Annotated in this window: 17 protein-coding genes; all 17 read right to left on the bottom strand. The window is 55.3% G+C overall.

From position 1 onward, the window contains the following. Positions 1–27: 27 nt before the first annotated feature. The 17 genes from N7922_RS10955 to tagF all read right to left on the bottom strand — a co-directional run bounded on the left by N7922_RS10955 (position 28) and on the right by tagF (position 19,020). A complete protein-coding gene (locus tag N7922_RS10955) occupies positions 28–408 on the bottom strand; it encodes a DcrB-related protein (RefSeq protein WP_263100552.1) in 381 nt (126 codons plus the stop codon). 149 nt (positions 409–557) lie between these two features. Next, positions 558–2,012, bottom strand: coding sequence for a serine/threonine protein kinase (locus N7922_RS10950; RefSeq protein ID WP_263100551.1), 1,455 nt, complete (start codon positions 2,010–2,012; stop codon positions 558–560). Positions 2,013–2,038: 26 nt separating this feature from the next. Next, a complete protein-coding gene (gene tssH, locus N7922_RS10945) occupies positions 2,039–4,654 on the bottom strand; it encodes a type VI secretion system ATPase TssH (RefSeq protein WP_263100550.1) in 2,616 nt (871 codons plus the stop codon). Positions 4,655–4,697: 43 nt separating this feature from the next. Continuing rightward, positions 4,698–5,741: a type VI secretion system baseplate subunit TssG gene (gene tssG / locus N7922_RS10940; protein WP_263100549.1), complete on the bottom strand. Its 1,044-nt coding sequence runs from the start codon at positions 5,739–5,741 to the stop codon at positions 4,698–4,700. Then, positions 5,738–7,609, bottom strand: a complete 1,872-nt coding sequence (gene tssF / locus N7922_RS10935) for a type VI secretion system baseplate subunit TssF (protein ID WP_263100548.1) — start codon at positions 7,607–7,609, stop codon at positions 5,738–5,740. Before tssF ends, tssG begins: the two co-directional genes overlap by 4 nt. Before the next feature lie 2 nt (positions 7,610–7,611). Further along, positions 7,612–8,181, bottom strand: a complete 570-nt coding sequence (gene tssE, locus N7922_RS10930; protein ID WP_263100547.1) for a type VI secretion system baseplate subunit TssE — start codon at positions 8,179–8,181, stop codon at positions 7,612–7,614. Next, on the bottom strand, positions 8,174–8,986 hold the full coding sequence (locus N7922_RS10925; protein WP_263100546.1) for a type VI secretion system accessory protein TagJ: 813 nt from the start codon (positions 8,984–8,986) through the stop codon (positions 8,174–8,176). Before N7922_RS10925 ends, tssE begins: the two co-directional genes overlap by 8 nt. Positions 8,987–8,996: 10 nt before the next feature. After that, entirely contained in the window at positions 8,997–9,980 is a 984-nt protein-coding gene (locus tag N7922_RS10920) for a hypothetical protein (protein WP_263100545.1), read from the bottom strand. A gap of 20 nt (positions 9,981–10,000) precedes the next feature. Continuing rightward, a complete protein-coding gene (locus N7922_RS10915) occupies positions 10,001–10,795 on the bottom strand; it encodes a PP2C family protein-serine/threonine phosphatase (protein WP_263100544.1) in 795 nt (264 codons plus the stop codon). Further along, complete coding sequence (gene tagH, locus N7922_RS10910) at positions 10,792–12,636, bottom strand: type VI secretion system-associated FHA domain protein TagH (RefSeq protein ID WP_263100543.1); 1,845 nt, start codon at positions 12,634–12,636, stop codon at positions 10,792–10,794. The genes N7922_RS10915 and tagH overlap by 4 nt, the downstream gene beginning before the upstream one ends. Positions 12,637–12,782: 146 nt before the next feature. Continuing rightward, positions 12,783–13,613, bottom strand: coding sequence for a lysozyme inhibitor LprI family protein (locus N7922_RS10905; RefSeq protein ID WP_263100542.1), 831 nt, complete (start codon positions 13,611–13,613; stop codon positions 12,783–12,785). Between the two features lie 316 nt (positions 13,614–13,929). After that, positions 13,930–14,412, bottom strand: coding sequence for an Hcp family type VI secretion system effector (locus N7922_RS10900; protein ID WP_017457017.1), 483 nt, complete (start codon positions 14,410–14,412; stop codon positions 13,930–13,932). 271 nt (positions 14,413–14,683) lie between these two features. Beyond that, entirely contained in the window at positions 14,684–15,112 is a 429-nt protein-coding gene (locus N7922_RS10895) for a Rap1a/Tai family immunity protein (RefSeq protein ID WP_263100541.1), read from the bottom strand. A gap of 67 nt (positions 15,113–15,179) precedes the next feature. Further along, complete coding sequence (gene tssC, locus N7922_RS10890; protein WP_263100540.1) at positions 15,180–16,682, bottom strand: type VI secretion system contractile sheath large subunit; 1,503 nt, start codon at positions 16,680–16,682, stop codon at positions 15,180–15,182. Positions 16,683–16,685: 3 nt separating this feature from the next. Then, a complete protein-coding gene (tssB, locus tag N7922_RS10885) occupies positions 16,686–17,210 on the bottom strand; it encodes a type VI secretion system contractile sheath small subunit (RefSeq protein ID WP_061496513.1) in 525 nt (174 codons plus the stop codon). A 74-nt stretch (positions 17,211–17,284) separates the two neighbouring features. Then, the gene (gene tssA, locus N7922_RS10880; RefSeq protein WP_263100539.1) at positions 17,285–18,298 is read right to left on the bottom strand and encodes a type VI secretion system protein TssA; all 1,014 of its coding nucleotides are present in this window, start codon (positions 18,296–18,298) and stop codon (positions 17,285–17,287) included. Positions 18,299–18,309: 11 nt separating this feature from the next. Next, the gene (tagF, locus tag N7922_RS10875; protein WP_263100538.1) at positions 18,310–19,020 is read right to left on the bottom strand and encodes a type VI secretion system-associated protein TagF; all 711 of its coding nucleotides are present in this window, start codon (positions 19,018–19,020) and stop codon (positions 18,310–18,312) included. Between the last annotated feature and the right edge of the window lie 13 nt (positions 19,021–19,033).

Here is a 19,033-nt window from a genome sequence, read left to right as displayed (position 1 = left end):
AATATATTATTTCACCCATATCACACTTTATTTCGCCCGGTGAAATTTGATGCTTTGAATAATTTCCTGGTACTGTTTCTGGTGATATTCACTGAATTCCCCCGGACAGGTGCCAACATAGCTCACCATTTTTTTGCCCACAGAGGGATCCTCCAGCAGAATTAACGTCTGGCGTTGATAGATAACATGATTGTCATTTTTGAACTGATAGAAAAGCTCGACAGCCGGATAACCATCCACTTCCAACATTTGTGACGACTCAAGGTGAAAGTCGGTTAAGGTCATTTCCAGCTCACGTGTTTTTCTGGCGGCGACCGTGTGAACTTTATCATCGGCTTGTGCACTGGCGCGAGACACGACAAACGTAAATTCACTGCCACCATTACCGCTGTGTGTTAATAAATTCATAGTTCTGTCTTTTAATATTTCGGGCTATGCAATCGTTATTTTTGAAATAAACAGTCATTGCATTATGACGCAATGGACAAATGAGAGGCATGGGGAGAGAGATATCTCCCCATGCATGACCGGGCAGGATAGTGCCCGACGGGCAATGACTATTTCGGTTGCGGGTTAATCAACCAGGTGCCGGCTTTGGCGATATTGAAGGACTGGCTACGGGTTTGACCGTTGCCCTGCAACACCAGTTCGTAGTGACCCGGTTGCAGTTTCAGCGAGGCAAAGCCATTGGTTGCAGGCGTTACGGACTGGGATTCGCCGTTGAGTGTCAGTTTTTCGCCTTCGTTCATGCGCACAAAGATTTGCGCCACCGCGCCTTGCGTCGCCACAGGCGTTGCACTCTGCGTGGAGGGCTGAGATTGCGCAGGCGGTGCTGAAGGTTGTGAACTGGCGCTGTTTTCCGGTGCAGTCTGCTGGGATTGCGTTACGGAAGAGTCGTTCTGCGTGCTGGCGGTTTGCGCTGCGGCACTGTCATCGGACGAACCGCCGCTAAACAGCATGCCGCCCGCCACCAGCCCCACCACAACACCAGCCGCAACCAGGCCAGGCACTTTATAACGTCGCCAGTCGAGAACCGCCGGTTTCTCTTCCGTCTCTTCAACCGGCACCAGCATAGTGCCAGGCTGCTTCACGCTCAGCACATCGTCAAGACCGGCAACCGGCATCTCAATCAGGGCGGCAAACTCATCCACCGTTTGCGGGCGGTCTTCCATTTTCAACGCCAACGCGCGATCAACCGCCTGCAATAACGAGGGTGAATAACCCGGCAGATTGCGCTGGGTCAGCGGCATATAGGTGTCCTGAATGCTGCGCACCACGCTGACCGGCGGCGGTGAACCAATAATCAGCGTATGCAGCACCGCGCCGAGAGCGTAAATATCGGTCCACGGCCCCTGCTCGCTTTCATTATCGTCGGTGTACTGTTCGATAGGCGCATAGCCCGGACGCAGCATGGTTTCGGTTTCATCAGAAATAGAACCAATACTGCGGCGCGCAGAGCCAAAGTCCAGCAGCACCGGTAAGCCATTCTCCTGAATCTGGATATTGTCCAGCGAGATATCACGGTGCAGGTAGCCTTCGTCATGAATCGTTTTGATCGCCCCCAGCAGCATCGGCAGCATGCGGCGGATCCAGGCTTCATTCAACAGGGCGGGATTTTTTTCACGCAGACGTGAAAGGGTAGTGCCACTGTAAAACACCGTCCCCATGTAGGCAGTATCGTTTTGCACCCAAAAACGCAGCACATGCAGAAGATTCGGGTGATTAAAGCGCGCCAGCAAACGCGCTTCCTGAATAAAGCTGTTTAACCCGGCGGTAAACGCTTTGCTGAAGCGTTCACTGCGTAACACCAGCGTCATGTCATCGTTACGTACGGCCAGCGAAGAAGGCATAAACTCTTTAATCGCGATGGTTCGCTCAAGCTGGTGATCCCAGGCGCGATAGACGATGCCAAAACCACCGCCGCCGATCACTTCTTTAATTTCGAACTCATTGAAGCGATATCCCGGCGGCAGCGCATTCGGTACACTCCGGTTGTTATCGTGATCCGTCATATTGGAAAACTCTCTTGATAATGGCTTTACGCCGCAAACTGACAGTGAAACTCACCCTGCTCGAACGTTACGCACAAGCGCTTATATTGCTCGTCGCGGGCGCTGGCGTCGAGTAATAGCTGGCTCATTAACGGCAGCAGAGTATTGGTAAGGATGGCGTCCACCATACGGCCGCCGGATTCAACTTCGGTACAGCGCTGAACAATCTGTTCCACCACGCTGTCGTCAACTTCCGACACAATGCCGTGGTTCTCTTGCAGGCGACGCTGAATACGCTTCAGTTGCAGCCGGACAATCATCGCCAGCATCTCATCGCTGAGCGGGAAGTACGGCACCACCAGTAAACGGCCAAGCAGCGCAGGCGGGAACACCTGCAGCAACGGCGGGCGCAACGCATCGCGCAGCGCATCCGGTTCCGGCATCAGGTCCGGGTCGGCGCACATCGCGGTAATCAGTTCTGTCCCCACATTGGAGGTCAGAATAATAATGGTATTGCGGAAGTCGATATGACGACCTTCACCGTCTTCCATCCAGCCTTTGTCGAAGACCTGGAAGAAAATTTCATGCACATCAGGATGCGCTTTTTCGATTTCATCCAGCAACACCACGCTGTACGGGCGGCGACGTACGGCCTCCGTTAAGACACCGCCTTCACCATAGCCCACATATCCCGGAGGCGCGCCTTTCAGCGTCGACACTGTGTGCGCTTCCTGGAACTCACTCATGTTAATGGTGATCACGTTTTGCTCGCCACCGTAGAGCGATTCCGCCAGCGCCAGCGCGGTTTCAGTTTTACCCACACCGGACGGGCCGCACAGCATAAACACACCAACCGGCTTGTTCGGATCGTCAAGACGTGCACGTGAGGTACGCACCCGTTTGGCAATCAGTTCCAGACCATGACGCTGACCTATCACACGTTCGTTCAGGGTATCGGCCAGTTTCAGCACCGCGTCAATTTCGTTTTTCACCATCCGGCCCAGCGGAATGCCGGTCCAGTCGGAGACGACGGCCGCCACCACGTTGGCATCCACCGAGGTAAACAACAACGGCGCATCGCCCTGCAACGCGCGCAACGCACTCTGCTGTTGCGTCAACGTCTCACGTAAACCGGTCTGTTCCTCTTCCTGCGCAGTGTGCAGTTGCGCACGCAGGTCGATGATCGCATCCACCAGCGCCTGTTCCTGTTCCCAACGCCGGGTCAGCTCATCGCGCTGTTCGCTAAGTTTGCCAAGATCGGATTGCAAGCTCGCGACGCGACCACTGTCACCCGCCGCCATTTTCGCTTCACGGGTGGCGATGTCTATTTCCACTTCCAGCGCAGCCATACGGTGCAGGCAATCTTCCAGTTGCGGCGGCGGTGAACTCTGGCTCACCGCGACACGAGCGCAGGCGGTATCCAGTAGCGCTACGGCTTTGTCTGGCAACTGGCGCGCCGGAATATAACGGTGCGACAATTTCACCGCTGCGACCACGGCCTCATCCAGCAGTAACACGCGGTGGTGTTTCTCCAGCGCCGACACGGTGCTGCGCAGCATCAGCACGGCTTTCTCTTCATCCGGCTCGGCGACCTGTACCGTCTGGAAACGGCGAGTCAGCGCCGGATCTTTCTCAATGTATTTTTTGTATTCCGCCCAGGTGGTCGCGCCAATGGTACGCAACTGACCACGCGCCAGCGCCGGTTTCAGCAGGTTTGCGGCATCGCCGGTCCCTTGTTGACCACCTGCGCCAATCAGCGTATGGATCTCATCGATAAACAGAATAATCGGCGTCGGGCTGGACTGAACTTCGTTGATCAGCGATTGCAGACGGGCTTCGAATTCGCCTTTCATGCCTGCACCAGCCTGCAACATGCCGATATCCAGCAGCCATAGCTGCACACTGGTCAGCGGTTCCGGCACATCCCCTGCGGCAATGCGCAACGCAAGGCCTTCCACCACGGCGGTTTTACCCACCCCGGCTTCACCGGTCAGCAGCGGGTTGTTCTGGCGGCGACGCATCAGAATATCCACCATCTGGCGGATCTCTTCATCACGCCCGACCACCGGGTCAATTTTTCCGTCACGCGCGCGAGCCGTCAGATCCTGACCATACTGCGCCAGCGTACCTTGCTGCTGCGGTACTGCCGCGCTGCTGTCATCCAGCGCCGCAACCGACTGCTGCGTCTCTTTGCTGTCAGTAAAGATGCTGTCGAAATTATCCAGTAACGCGTCAGCACTGATGCGTTCAAACTGCGGAGAGATGCCTTTCAGCACCGTCGCCAGGCTCCAGGTTTTCAGGATCCCGGCCAGCAGATGCCCGCCGCGAATACGGTTAACACCGAACTTCAGCGAACCGTAAACCCAGGCGCGCTCCACGGCGGTATCAATATGTTCAGATAAATCAGAGACTGAACTGGCGCCGCGCGGCAATTTGTCCAGCGCGGCGACGATGTCACGGGTTAATGCTTGCTCATCCAGCGAGAAGTGGCGGATAACCTGTTGCAGATCGCCGCCGGATTGCTGCATCAATTGATGCAACCAGTGAACCAGTTCTACATAAGGGTTGCCACGCAGTTTGCAAAACGCGGTGGCGCTTTCCAGCGAGGTAAATAACAGCGTATCGAGTTTGCCGAACAAAACGGCGCGGCTGATTTCTGACATGAGTTCATCCGTTAGTTGTACGTCAGATTAAAAACAGGAAGGGTTACCCCTCCGGGCTGAAAACCAAATCTCCACGCGCTTCTGGCTGCGGTTGCGCTCCCAGCCAGGCGCTGTACCCCAGGCGACCTGCACCGCCCAGCGCTGCGCCAGCGACATCTTCGCTGCGCAAAATCACTTTCACCGCCCACTGATACTCAATGCCCAGATACTGGCGCACCCAGTCGCGTAACGCGGTGACATACTGTTCACCCGGCAAAAACCGACGATAGGTATCGACGGGTAAGGGACCAATTTCGATGCGAAATTTATGGCACACATCGCGTACCGCTTCCCCCAGAAATGCAGACTGCCCCAGACGTGGCGCATGTCGCCCCCCCTGTAACCGCGCACGCTCGCGTTCACTGAGCGGCATCCATTGAGGGACGTTTTCAACAATTTTCACCGGCACATTAAAATAGCTGCGCAGGATCTTCTCCAGCCCTTCCGGATCGCGTCCATTACGGGTCAGATGCCCGGCCAGCGCAAAACGGGCGTGGGCGCTGAGGCTGCCTTTTTCAAGTTGTCCGGGTTGCCCCATCCCCACCAGCGAAGCGATATACTGCTCAAACCGTTTATTGTCCTGCCTGTCGAGTGACACCGTGGGCTGCGCATCAGCCCAGGCGCGGTAAAACAGCAGCGCCAGACGGTGATGAAACACATCGGCAAAGGCGCTCAGACTGGTATCCTGGTGATGATCGATACGCTCGCTGGCATATTCCGTCAGATGGACAGGCAATGGGCCATTGGGGCCGAACAAACCGAAGCTTAAGATCGAGATGTCGTACAGCGGCGAGTCTTTGCGTTTGCTGACGCCCGCCAGCGTTGACGGCGCAAAGCCCAGCGACGGCTTCTGTCCAATGCGCAGCGATTCAAATCGCGGTAGCGGCGCACGCCCCAGCGGATAGCGCTCCCCTCCCCGTGCATCCACGCGGCGCAGCAAGGTAAAGAGATCGTAACGCCACGGTGTTGCCATCACGTTTTGCCAGAAGGACTCCGGCAGCGCATTTGCGCGGGTGATGACCGGCGGACCGGCAAGCGTATCGGTCATATCAGCGCCCTCTTGCCCATCCGCGGCGGCCAGTAGCCAATTTCACCACGCTGCTGACTTTTGAGCGTAAACTCGGTGAAGCTGTTCATTCCCACCAGCCGGGCGAATACGCGCTCCAGCACGCTGCCAAACAAATAGGGGCTGAAACCGGAAAATGCCTGCTCATCGACGGTCAGCGTGATGCCAGTACCGCGGGCAAAAACAATCGGCCCCGGCTCCGGGACCCTGCGATGTACCGGTTCCAGCACGCAGTGGCGCACGCCTTCAATCTGTCGCGCAACAGGCGCTTCCGCCAGTCGGGTATACAGTCCTAACAGCTGGCGCAGCGCGGCCGCCCCTTCACCATCATCACCGTCCATCAGGCTGAGATAGTTCATCTGCAACTGGCTGATCAACCGCCAGGTGCTCAACCCTTCCGCCAGCGCCGGGCGCGGTGGCGTCGGGCCTTTGCGTAACTGTAAGGATTTCACTGGCAGGGAATCCGGCATCACGAAATTACCGATTTCCTGTTGCAGCATCAGCGGCAGATCGCGACTGGTACAGAGCACTTCAGCGGTGATGTAACGTAAATCCTCACGCCATGGCGCGTGTTGCTCATCAACGAGCGAGGCAAATACCTCGGAGCCGATATAACCGGTGCGCGTACCGTAGCGCTGGGCATGCTCAGAAAGCGCGCGCTGTTCGCGGCGCAGCGAAAAATAAGCGCCATAGTTGCCATTATCCTGGCTCCAGCTACTCCAGAACGGACGGAAAGTTTGCTCGTCGCGTTGTCCATCCACGCTGGCGTGAATTTTGGTGACTGCGTAAATCTCGTAATCCAGTGGGCGAATGTTATCCACCACCAGATGGTATTCGTGCAGGTTGTCGCTGAGTTTCTGCCGTTCAGCAATTTTCGGAAACAGATTCACCACTGGCGTACAGTGCAGCGCGAGGTGGGTTTTATCAACCACACGCTCCAGTTGCCCATCAGCTTTATCCAGCAGAATAATGATATCGAAGGACTTCGCTTCGCCGCTTTGCGCCAGCATCGGGCGCAAACCGTGCAGGCTGATAAACAGAAAACGTGCCGGGAAGGCAAAGTATTCCTGCAACAAGCGGTAGCCATCAAAATTACGCAAATCGTCCGGTAACAGAGCCTGATGGGCGCTAAATCCCTCCTGGCGCAGGGCATCGTCGGCCAGGACGATCGGCGGCGTTTTTTGCCCATTGGCCTGGCACAGCATGCCGACCTGATGGCCCATCAGCAGTTCCAACAGTTTCAGCGCCTGCATATCCGGGCCGCTGAGGAACAGTTCAAGATGATCAAAATCCAGATGGCTCAGGTTCACCGGGCCATCACAGCTCAGGCGAATGCGTAGTGCGCTCTGCGCACCACGCTGGCTCAATCCCACCTGCGCCAGCGGCAGATCGGCGGGAACGCCTCCCAGCTCAACCTGAGTGATCGTCAGCGGTAGCAGCATCACATCATGCGCGGTGGTATAGCTACAGGTGACACCATTTTTTTTCATCACCTGGCTGTCCATCATGGTGCCGCGCGGTACCACAAATCCGTGGCTTAAATCCCCTTTTGCGCTGTCCGGTTGCAGCTCGGCAATCGCCATCGATGGGGTTGGCGCAAGATAATTTGGCGCGACCATTTCCAACAGACGCTGAGAAAAGCGAGGAAACTCCGCGTCCATCTTTAGCTGCACGCGTGAAGTGAGGAACGCAAAACCTTCCATCAGACGCTCGACGTAAGGATCGGCCACATCCATGCCGTGCATGCCAAGGCGACCGGCCACTTTCGGGTAGCGCCCGGCGAACTCCTGCCCCATCTCACGCAGCCAGGCCAGTTCACGGTTGTAGTATTCGAGTAATTTGCTTTCCATCGTTACCCCGCGTCTTTCAATTCGAAATGCCCGTTTTCAAGGTCCACATCGGTGCGGAACAGAAACTCCAGCGGATAAGGCACGCACCACAGGCGGCCTTTGATTTCAATTGACAGGACGTTGTGCAGATCCAGTGACTGGGTATCAGAAACACAGCGCACCTGTAATCCCTGCGGTAAAATGCGCGGTTCAAAATGCAAAATCGCGTCGGTGAGCTTGCGCTGGATATCCTGCCATTCGATATCAGACATGCGCTTGCCCGCCAATGGCGAAACGCCGAAATTCACCACCGAGCGGCGCACTTCATCAAAACCAGAGAGATCCTGCTGGGCTTCATTGTTGATGGTATTAAATAGCCATTGCAGATCACGCAGAACATGACGGCGCAGTGCAGCATGGGAAACCAGATTACTGTTAACCGGTTCCTGCACTTTATCCGGCGCATCGTCGGTCAGGCGATCCAGCAACGAGGGCTGCATCTTATCGCGCGCGCCGACCGTCTCTTTGCCACGACGGGAGCGCCAGCCGCTGCGCAGCAGATCGCTGTCCTGACCCTGCGCAGAGTTACTCATGCGACGGTTCCACATTGAAACTGATTGTCGCGAGGTCCAGTAAGGAGAACTCCGCGCTGTCGTTCAGCCACACCTTCTGCCCGAAGCCAACATACTGCGACAGATCGCCCGGCAGCGTCTGCCACTCTGTCACGCGGGAGAGTTTGAAGCGATCCTCAGCATCCTTATTCAGCGGATAGCGCACCGGGATCTGGCACACCTGCTCGCTGCCATCCTGCAAGCGCACCAGCGTATGCCGCCACACCAGATCGGTTACGCTTGCGGGCGGCTGGAACTGCATGGCGGAAATAGCGCTGAACGGTAACCAGAAATAGCGGCCATTAACAATAACCTCACATACCGGGCCCAAACGGCAATCGCCATCCATCAGCCAGTCGAACGCAACCGTCTGCCCGTCCTGAGTGGTCAGTTGACCGGAATTCGCTTCGGCCGCCTCCAGCGCCGCTTCACGCAGTGCGCCAGCCGCAACGGATTCCGCTTCCAGCGCTGACATCATCGATGTCAGCCATGGCCACTGGCGGTCAGGTGTCACCGGGCGAACACGCCCTGCCATCACCTCTGCACGCTGTTGTTCACCACTGATCGCCTGCTCCAGCAGAGTCACTGTCGGTTGAGCCTGCGGCTTCAGAGCAGCCCAGCTTTTTAACTGCGCCAGCGCGCGCGGCCAGTTGCCATCAAGACACAGTAACTGCGCAAACGCGGCGCGTAAGTCCGCATCGCCCGGTTGTGTGCGGATACGGCTTTCCAACTTAGCCAGACTCTCGTGCAGTGATTCACCCGCCAGTTGTTGTAACAGAGTGTTCATGGCCGCTCCTTTAGTTCAGGGTTTTGTAGGTCCCGACCGCAGGGTCGCGTAACTGTGGGTGCAACGAATCAATCAGCAGGATATTCAGGCGGGTGCCCGGTTCAAACCACGGGGTCCAGACTTTACGCACTTCTTCAAGACGCGCGCGCAGACGGGTTTCATCGCTGGCGACATCGCGGGAAATTTCCACCGCAACAGTACCATTTGCCTTCCAGCCATTCAGACCGTGCACATAGGGCAGAATCATCCAGCTTTGCGCCAGCGTCCCTTCGCTGGCGACCATACGCTCGTTATTAACAGTGGTGATCAGCAGTCGATCGGCGTCAACACTCTCGCTCAAACCGCTCACCGGGAAGCCATGAACAAAGGTCATGGTGGTTTTTTTTTCCACGCCATCGCTAAGCTGTGTGACTTCGTTGCGACCATTCAGCCAGCCGCCTTTCTCGCATTTGCCATCTTCTTTTGCGGGAATAAACAGCGCCGGCGCGCTGGCGTCTCCCTGCCAGAAGGTGCGCAGATGGCAACCGTCCTGCAAAGTGAACTCCTGCCACGGTGCACGGTTCGCCTGAGGCGAAAGATCTTCCGCACGACCGGTTGGCGGCGTCAGCACCGCTGAGGTCGTTGCTGAAGAGGACGAGCCGGTGGAGGTAACAACAGGCGCCCACTCTTTCGCTTTATCTGCGGTCCCTTCCGCGAGCGTCGCGCCCTGCGGATCGGTCAGTTTCCAGCGAACCTGAGTCAGCGTGCCGCACTGGTTTTCCAGCAACGAGCCAACACGCGGCAAAAAGTTATTCAACACCGACGTTTTTTTATCACCGTTGGCGACAATACGCAGAGGCAGTTCACGGGCGCACCAGCTTTTGGGGGTGTTATCCGCGATGTTGTCGATCCAGACATCTAATTTTTGTGAAGGCGATTGCACGATGCGGTAGTTTTCTGCATGGACGCTGGCGCACACAGTGAGCAGCGCCAATCCCGGTAGCCAAAGTTTCATAAAAGTCCTTGTAAGCTGTATCAATCACGAAGAGGGAAAAACTGAGCGGCTTCAGAGAGCGAATGCAACAGCGTCGTCTCCTGAGGCGTGCCCATCCACACCGCTACGGCGCTATAGTTGTCCTGCTGGGTTTGCGCCCCGACACTGTTTTTCAGCAGGAGTTGATTCATTAACGTCAGCCATTCGTCCGGCGTATTAACCATGTGCAGGGATTGCTGCATCTGCTCTTCCGTCACGCCGTGCCAAAAGCCATCGGTGCACAGTAAAAAGGCGTCGCCATCTTCAATCGGCACCACATCGCTGTAGCTGGGTTCCCGCTCGTCCTCGCCAAGGCCAAGCGCGAAGTAAAGCAAGTTACCGTTAATCCCTTCAACCTGGTGGCCCGCATCTTTCATTTGCTGCACCAGACTGTGGTCAGTGGTGACATGATACAACCAGCCGCGGCGGAACAAGTACAAACGGCTGTCTCCTGCGTGCGCCCAGTAGGCCAGCTTATAATCCCTGTCGATAAACAAGCTGACCAGGGTTGTGCCCATGCGATGATAATCCTGCACCGCTTTCTGCTCTTCGCGGATAGCGCGGTTAGCGTCGTTCACATACCGACGAATGTACTGAGCATTCAGGTGCGCATCACCGTCAAACTGCGCGATGATCGCGTTACGCGCCAACGCCGCCGCCACGTCACCGCCGGGCAAGCCGGCGATACCGTCGCAGACCACAAAGCACGCGGCGCGCTCACCGATGGTTTCACCGGTCTGATCCTGATTACTGGCACGTTCGCCTTGTCGGGATATTGAGGCGGTGCTGATATTCATTCTTCCGATCCGCTTTGTGAGTCTTTGTATTGGTTGACCTCCATGTCGTAAGCGTGCAGGAACGCTTCACCAAACAGGGTGTGGAAGTCATCGTCAATCTCACCGGCGGTTTGCGCGTACGTCCGCACAAAGTAGTCCCACAGCGCAGCTTTCCGGTTCGATAACACACCGAGCCGCGCCGTCGCGCCGTCACGTTTGGCATCTTCTTCAAGTTGTTCCGGGTTAAACGACTGCAGCATCGCCGCGATAATGGCGCGGATACCGGAGATCATTCCTAGCTGGTGCGCTTGCAGGTCAATCAGCGCATCGCGCACGGATTTTTTCGGTGGCATAAAGCCCGGCATACGCGTGCCGAACATCTGCATCAGTACCGTTTTCCCGGAAGGCAGCAGTTTGAACGGGTTGTTGGCATCATCCAGCACCATGGTCATGTCCGCTTTCACACCGCGTTTCAGGATGGAGCGTGAGGATAACAGCGCAACGGTGCCCTGCGAAAACATACTCAGCATCTGGCCGAACTGGCGCATATTTTCTTTATCGAACTGCGGGACCGGTTGCATATCGCCGAGCCCCATCCCTTCGAGCAAGGCATCCAGCAATTCGCCTTTCAGCACATCGCCGCTATCACCGGTGCTGCTGGTCGATGGCGTACTTTGCGCGGTATAGCTCTGTACCGGATCAATACGCAGGCGCCCTCTCGGCGTTTGAGCAGCGCTGCGCTGCACTGCCTGTGGCGTCGGCAACGTGATCCCTGCATAGTCCTGCGGTTCGCTACTCTCTTCTGGTGCAGTAACAGGTTCATCATCAGCAAACAGTGGCGTGCCGGTGAGATCGCTGGCGCTCAGGTCGGTAATGATCGGTTGCGGGTTTGCCGGGGGTTCACTGACAACCGGCTCAGTAATAATCGCGCGCGGCGCGGGCGGCTCTGAGAATGTCGGTTTTATCGGTGCAATATCGTCCACACTGGCTAACGGCGCCGCACCGCTCAGCAGGCCTAATGGATCGTCGCTACGTGCCTGCGGAGCACTGCTGCCGCCACCGCCGAACAGCGCCAACGGATCAAGTTCATCCTGATCTGCGGCTGGCAGTTTTGAGGCGTGTTCGACCGGAGGAACCAGCGCAGACGGGGTAGCGTCGTTGAAGATGCTGTCGTTTTTAAACAACTGCTCGTCGTTGAATAACTGGTCGGAAGCCAGCGATTTCGGTGTGACCAGCGGTTCGTTGTTGTTCAGTAATGAGAGCGGATCTTCCGGATTGCGTTCCGGCTCTTTCGGTGCCGCAAACGGGTTAAGATTCTGCGGATCTTGCGGCTTGGTACGACTGCTGGAGATGCTGTCGGAAATGGAGAACTCCTGCATCAGGCTGTCCCAAATCTCCGTCGGTACTGACGCTGGCGCATTTTCCGACGAGGCGCCACGCGCAGCAGTCGGTGCACGGGCTGGCGCAGGTTTCGCTGCCTGAACCGGCGGCGGGAACATTTCCGCTTGCATGCTGGCGGCCATACGGCTCACCGGTTGCGTATCCTGAATAAGATCGGTGACTTCAATGCGATAGTCATCAATGCCAAGAATATCGCCATCCTGAAGCTCAACCTGACGTCCGCGCTCCAGCGGAATATCATTCAACACTACGCGGGTTACGTTGCCGCGGTTGGTAATACGGCACTCGCCGTTCCCGGCAATATGAACGATCGCTTGCAGACGAGAGATTGAGCGGTCATTGTCCGGCAACACCAGGTTGTTATCAGTGCCGCGGCCAATGGTGCCGCCCGGAGGATAAAAGTCACAGCGGCTTTGCGGCGGCTGGTGACCGGGCTTACTGGTAATAATAGTGAATCGCATCGCGTATTCCTGCTGGAGTTATGTGCACTCAAACGGCGCCGTTTTTTGTCAAAGCGGCTGCGTTTGACAACAACAAGTCTTTACGGTGGCGGTGTAACCCGGCACGGACGCGCCAGGTCAAAACCTGTCCTTGTTTTATCGAACTGCTAATAAACCTTGCTCATGATCTCAGAGACGCGCTCACGCATGGCTTTCTCGATGCAGGCCGCATCACTCTGGCACTGATTACGTTTCGCCAGCCATGCCCGCTGCTCTGATTTCATCGTGTCCATTACCGCCTTATCTGCCGGCTGGATCTCTTCCTGCTCTGACTGCCAGGTCTGGTATGCATCGGTAACACTGCGATCCCAGGCAGAGAGTTCATCACTGTCACAAATGGTTTTTTCAACGGTGCTTAGCTTAACGTTACATGAAAAACCCGGCGCGGTTTTTTCGCCAGGTTTTACCCGTTGCAACATTAAATAACCATTTTCAGACCAGTTTGTGATCAACCGGTCAGCAGCGATCTGCGCGACCCAGTTTTTCATCACCACGCCGTCCGGCCCCAAACTGCCCTGCTTACAGCTGACCAGCAGCGGCGTAATTTTTTGATCACCGGGAATATTTAGCTCGTAATCCTCCGCCACCGGGGTAACCGGCGCGTCATTGTGTTCGCCGGACGTTTGTTGAATGGCGGCATTCAGCGTCATTTCTGGCTGCGAACGGTATGTCGGTTGCTGGCAGTCAATATCGCCATCTGCATCGCCACGAATGGCATCCTGACCGAAGTTCAGGACTCGTCCCACCAGCCGCGGGTCGTTGTATTTAGTGGCGGGATAGGTCATGGCGCGCTGATCGGTATTGACGCTAACAATGCGCCACTGTCCGCTAATCCCTTCTGCGGGTGTCGCTGCAATGGCGTTTGCCGCTGCGAAAAGCGTGACTACGGTGAAGAGCTGTGTGTAGTGCTGTTTAAGTTTATCTGTGCATCCGGGCATTTTTTATTACTTTTCCTCGGCCGGGCAATTAGTATACTTGCAATACGCCATTTTCAGCGTCTGAGAGGTTATGGCTGGCAGAGCGCAAAGCACACACAACATCGGCTTTAGCATACCCTTGAACGTTCCGGGCCCGACGCATTCGTATGCTGGCCCTGGACGCTCAATACAATAACCTTTGATTATGCATCCGGATATTTTGTAAGTCGAAATAGTAGAATTGTTGGTTTCCCGGAGGCGTTTTACAAAAATAAGAGAGTTCGCCATACCCAATTCCGAAAAGAGTAGCGATCCCTTACGGGATCGCCATGAGTGCTTACGCTTCTTTGTTTTCCTTGATGTTCCAGCCTGCGGAAGTTTCAGCACCTTTACCGCCAGAAGAAGACTGCTCCCAGTACTGCTGTTTCACTTTCGCAGCCTGGAATGCATAGGTAACACCCACGGTGTCGCCATTGTCTGCACCGGTGTACTGAACAGATGTTACCAGCACATCTTCCAGAGTAATGCGTGCATATTCAACCTGCTGACCGCCTGCTTTACAAACAGACAGTTCAACTTTGGTCAGGTGTTTACCGCTGGCGCAGTGTTTCAGGATAGCGGTAGTCGATTTATCAATGAGTGCGTTAACATGCAGGTCGTTGAAATTGACTTTACCGGCACCGCCGCCACCGCCAACGCTCATATTTCCAGGTTGTGATGCACCCCAGGAAAAAGATGTGATATCAGTCCAGCCGGTGTGGTTAGAGTCTTTAGATTCACCCGTAACTCCATCGACCTTCAGAAACATATCAATAGCCATAATATTTACTCTTCGTTAATGATAAATATTGCTTTCGAAAAAGCGCTTATATGGCAAACGGGTAAGCATGGGGCCGAATAAAACCGTCCATATTTTACCTCTGCCTCTATTATTCCCGAATAGATGATATATCTATTCAGAAATACTCATTCCCTCGACATGAGAGGAATAATTCATCAATTCTGTGTGTAGCTTAATGTATCCGCACTTTATTAAAGAAAATGGCACAATTCCGAAATCAGATAATTCCGACGTATCATCTTTTTCACGATTATTTTCTTTTATTGCATTTACCGTTTTGAGTCATTGCTTCAAGAATAAGCGTAGTGGCGCGTTCTTGCTGTAAACGCGCTGCCGGCTGCGCAGTAAAATACGAATATACCACTTCATGTATCGAAATCGTTTTTAGCCTGTTATAACCACACCAGACTTTTCCTTCCGTGGTATCCAGTACCCCCAACAGATAGAGATCGGCTTTAATGCGCTCACGCTCGTTGGTTCTTGATGTCCACGCATTGAAAAAGCGTTCTCCACTCATGTGGAGATCTTGGTGGGTAAGCAATGCAGGATCACGCGGGAAAATCGACGCATCATCTTCCGGCAACGATTCGCTTCTGGGGTATTCATAACGTTGTGTCTGCGCGCAGGCCATCGCCGATAAAATCAGCAGACTGCTTGCTATCACTGTATGAATTTTCATTCCCTTTCCTCGATCCCTGACAAAATCCTTCAGGCCGCAAACACACATGGCTTACGGCCTGTTTTACTTACGCTTCCTTGGTTTTCAGCGACGGCAGTTTAGATACCAGACGCAGAGATACCGTCAGACCTTCCAGTTGATAATGCGGACGCAGGAAGAACTTAGCGGCATAGTAGCCCGGGTTATCTTCGATTTCCTGCACCTGCACTTCCGCCGCTGCCAGCGGTTTGCGGGCTTTGGTTTCCTGGGAGGAGTTCGCCGGGTCACCATCGACGTAGTTCATCACCCAGTCGTTCAGCCAGCGTTCCATTTCGTCACGTTCGCGGAAAGAACCAATTTTGTCGCGCACGATGCACTTCAGGTAGTGCGCAAAGCGGCAGCAGGCGAACAGATACGGCAGACGCGAAGCCAGGCGCGCGTTGGCGGTGGCATCAGCATCGTGGTATTCCGTCGGTTTCTGCAACGACTGCGCGCCGATAAAGGCAGCAAAGTCGGAGTTTTTGCGGTGGATCAGCGGCATAAAGCCGTTTTTCGCCAGCTCGGCTTCGCGACGGTCGCTGATCGCAATCTCGGTCGGGCATTTCATGTCCACACCGCCATCATCGCTCGGGAAGGTATGACACGGCAGGTTTTCCACCGCACCACCCGATTCCACGCCGCGGATTGATGTACACCAGCCGTACTCTTTGAATGAGCGGTTGATGTTGGTTGCCATCGCATAGGCGGCGTTAGCCCATGAATAGTTATTGTGGTTTGCGCCATCGGTTTCTTCTTCGAAGTCGAAGCTGTCCACCGGATTGGTGCGAATACCGTACGGCAGACGCGACAGGAAGCGCGGCATGACCAGACCGAGGTAGCGTGCATCTTCTGACTCACGCAGCGAACGCCAGGCAGCGTATTCGGTATTCTGGAATATTTTGGTCAGGTCGCGCGGGTTCGCCAGCTCCTGCCAGGACTCCATTTGCATTACGCTTGGCGCTGTACCGGTAATAAACGGGCAGTGCGCCGCCGCACCGATGCGCGCCATTTCGCCAAGCAGTTCCACATCCTGCGGGCTGTGGTCAAAGTAATAGTCGCCGACCAGGCAGCCAAACGGTTCACCACCGAACTGGCCGTACTCTTCTTCATAGATTTTCTTGAACAGCGGGCTCTGGTCCCAACCCACGCCTTTAAAGCGCTTGAGGTTGCGGCCAAGTTCCTGCTTGGAGATGCTCATAAAGCGAATTTTCAGCATCTCGTCGGTTTCGGTGTTGTTCACCAGGTGGTTCAGACCACGCCAGGCGCTTTCCAGTTTCTGGAACTCTTCGTGGTGAATGATCTGGTTAATCTGCTGCGACAGTTTTTCATCAATACCGGCAATCAGATTCTGAATGGTGCGGTAGGTGTCGTTGGAAAACGTAACGGTGTTTTCCAGCGCTTGCTGGGCCAGCGTTTTCACCGCGCTTTCTACGGCGGAACGTGCCTGGTCCGTTTTTGGACGGAACTCTTTGCTCAGCAACGCGCTAAATTCATCCTGGCTAAAAGCCTGTGCGCCCTGCTGCTGTTCTTGCAGTTGAGAAGGATTGCTCATGGTTTACTCCTCTTTACCTTGCGCGGCTTCGTCACTATTGGGTAACTGGCTAAGGGACTTCAGCAGTGTTGGATCCTGCAACACTTTGGCGATCAGCTCTTCCGCACCGTTTTTACCGTCCATATAGGTCAGCAGGTTGGAAAGCTGAGTACGTGCTTCCAGCAGTTTGTTCAGGGGTTCGACTTTGCGGGCGACGGCATCCGGCAGGAAGTCATCCATGCTGTCGAAGGTCAAGTCCACATTCAGGCGACCTTCACCGGTCAGGGTGTTGTCTACGTTAAACGCCACGCGCGGTTTCAGCGCTTTCATGCGCTCGTCAAAGTTGTCGACGTCGATTTCAAGGAATTTACGATCCTCAATGGAGGGTAAGTTCTCCACCGGCTTACCGACCAGGTCCGCCATAACACCCATTACAAACGGAAGCTGGATTTTGCGCTCCGCGCCGTACACTTCCACGTCGTACTCGATCTGTACGCGCGGCGCACGGTTACGTGCGATAAATTTCTGACCACTGTTACTTATTGCCATGATGTTCTCCATCGAATATGCGCGGTGAAGGTTAGACGGCAGGCGACGTGCCTGCGGTCATAACGCGGTACGCGTCAGTCCTGACGCCCAAAGATGTTTTGCAATTGATTCACGCCATCGGGCGCCAGATCGCGAATAATCTCCATAAAATCCAGTTCGATTAACCGCTGAACGCGGTCAATCATCAACGGCGCGGGGTGACTCGGCTCATGCTGGGTAAAATACTGCTTCACTTTTTCCAGCATCAGTTGCGCATCCGCCCGCGTGGTCACTTGTGCACTGCGCCAGTCCGCCATGGCTGGCAGTGGTACGGCAACGGGGTGCGGCTCATTGGTTGTTTGCGCCGGTTGTTCCGGCGTTTCCTGCAACGCATCGCTATGGTTTGCACGGCTGACGCCGGCAATGATCCCGACGCTTTTCAGTAATTGCTCCATTTCCGGCACCCCGCTTTCGCCAAGTTGTTCCAGAAGCCATGAACGGATCGTTTGCAAACGCCCTTCGATTTGCCCGATAGCCTCAATGCCCGGTTGACCGCCGCGCGTCAGCTCATCAATCAGACGTACCCGCCCGCCAGGATAGCCCGCACATTCGGTTTTACTCCCGTCGAGCAACGCCTGTGCATCACGCACGTTCAGCTCATCGCCATTACTGCGCAGCAAAGTGGCCTGGCGCAATGTGGCAGTCAGGTCCGACTTGTCGCTCAGCGCTGCCAGCGCGTTAATCCGGTAGAACGGGTCGAACTCGCCGCCATCGTTCAGCGATGGCCACAGATGATCCCAGTACAACGCCAGCGCCTGCCCCAACAACATCAAGCCGTCAGCATAACCCTCAAGACCACGACGGCGGGTCCACGCATGGGTTAGCGCCAGCATCACCCGGATATCTTTTGTCCGCTCCAGCAAGCTGGTAGCCAGTTTCTCCACGCGGTTCCAGTCTGCAGGTTCAGCCGGAATTATTGTGCTGCCGAATTGCTGTTCGGCCTTGCCCTGGCTTGCCTGTTCCATTGCCAGAAAGTCGGCGTCGTATTCCAGGTTTTCACCACAAGGCTGCTCCGGACTAACCGGAGTAAGTAAAGTTTCAATCGTCATCCGCAACCTGCTTATTCTTCAAACATGGGTGGGTAAAGACCGTGTCGTCCTGGCCTTGCCCCCCCAGCCGGATCAAACAACAGCGTAAACAACTGACCGGTAAAATTGCCGCTATGCACATGGGTGTAAAGCGGGTAACCGTCGCTGCGGTTGGTCCACCAAAAACTGATCTGACGCAGCGGATCAAAACACTCAGCGGCTTGTCGCCAGCCAATGGACGTTTCGCCATCGCCTTCGTAACCAATTACGTCCAGAATTTCTGAGCGTGATTCCGGTTCCACCAACTGCACTGGGGGGATCGACAGCAAGGCCTGATCGAGCTGCTCCGGCGAGTAACCATTGCGAACAGCGTGCAATAAGGTCCGTCCAAGATGCTGGTACCAGTCACCCGCCTGCGCCAGATGACGCGGAGACCACTCCAGCGGGTTAATCGCCATCAGCGCGCAAACCGGATACTGCCGCCCGACGCTGTCGCGTCCTGGTAATAAACAGCCCATTTGCACCTGCTGGCCTCCCAGCATCGGCGGCACAACGAAATTCCAGATCGGTGCGTTGCCGAACTGCCTGTCGCTTGCACGTTGTTCCTCTTTTTGCCAGGTCATCAGCCCCACCTGAAACCAGTGGGACCACTGACGCTGCAGCGCGTCCGGAAAACGACGCTGTAAAAAATCGCCCGCACTGGGCAGTTTTCCATACCAGCTAATTGCAGAAGTCGTAGTCATTGGCGTTCCTTTG

The sequence above is a fragment of the Kosakonia sp. ML.JS2a genome (genome assembly GCF_025642095.1).
GTDB lineage: Bacteria > Pseudomonadota > Gammaproteobacteria > Enterobacterales > Enterobacteriaceae.
This window is presented reverse-complemented; position numbering and strand designations above follow the sequence as displayed.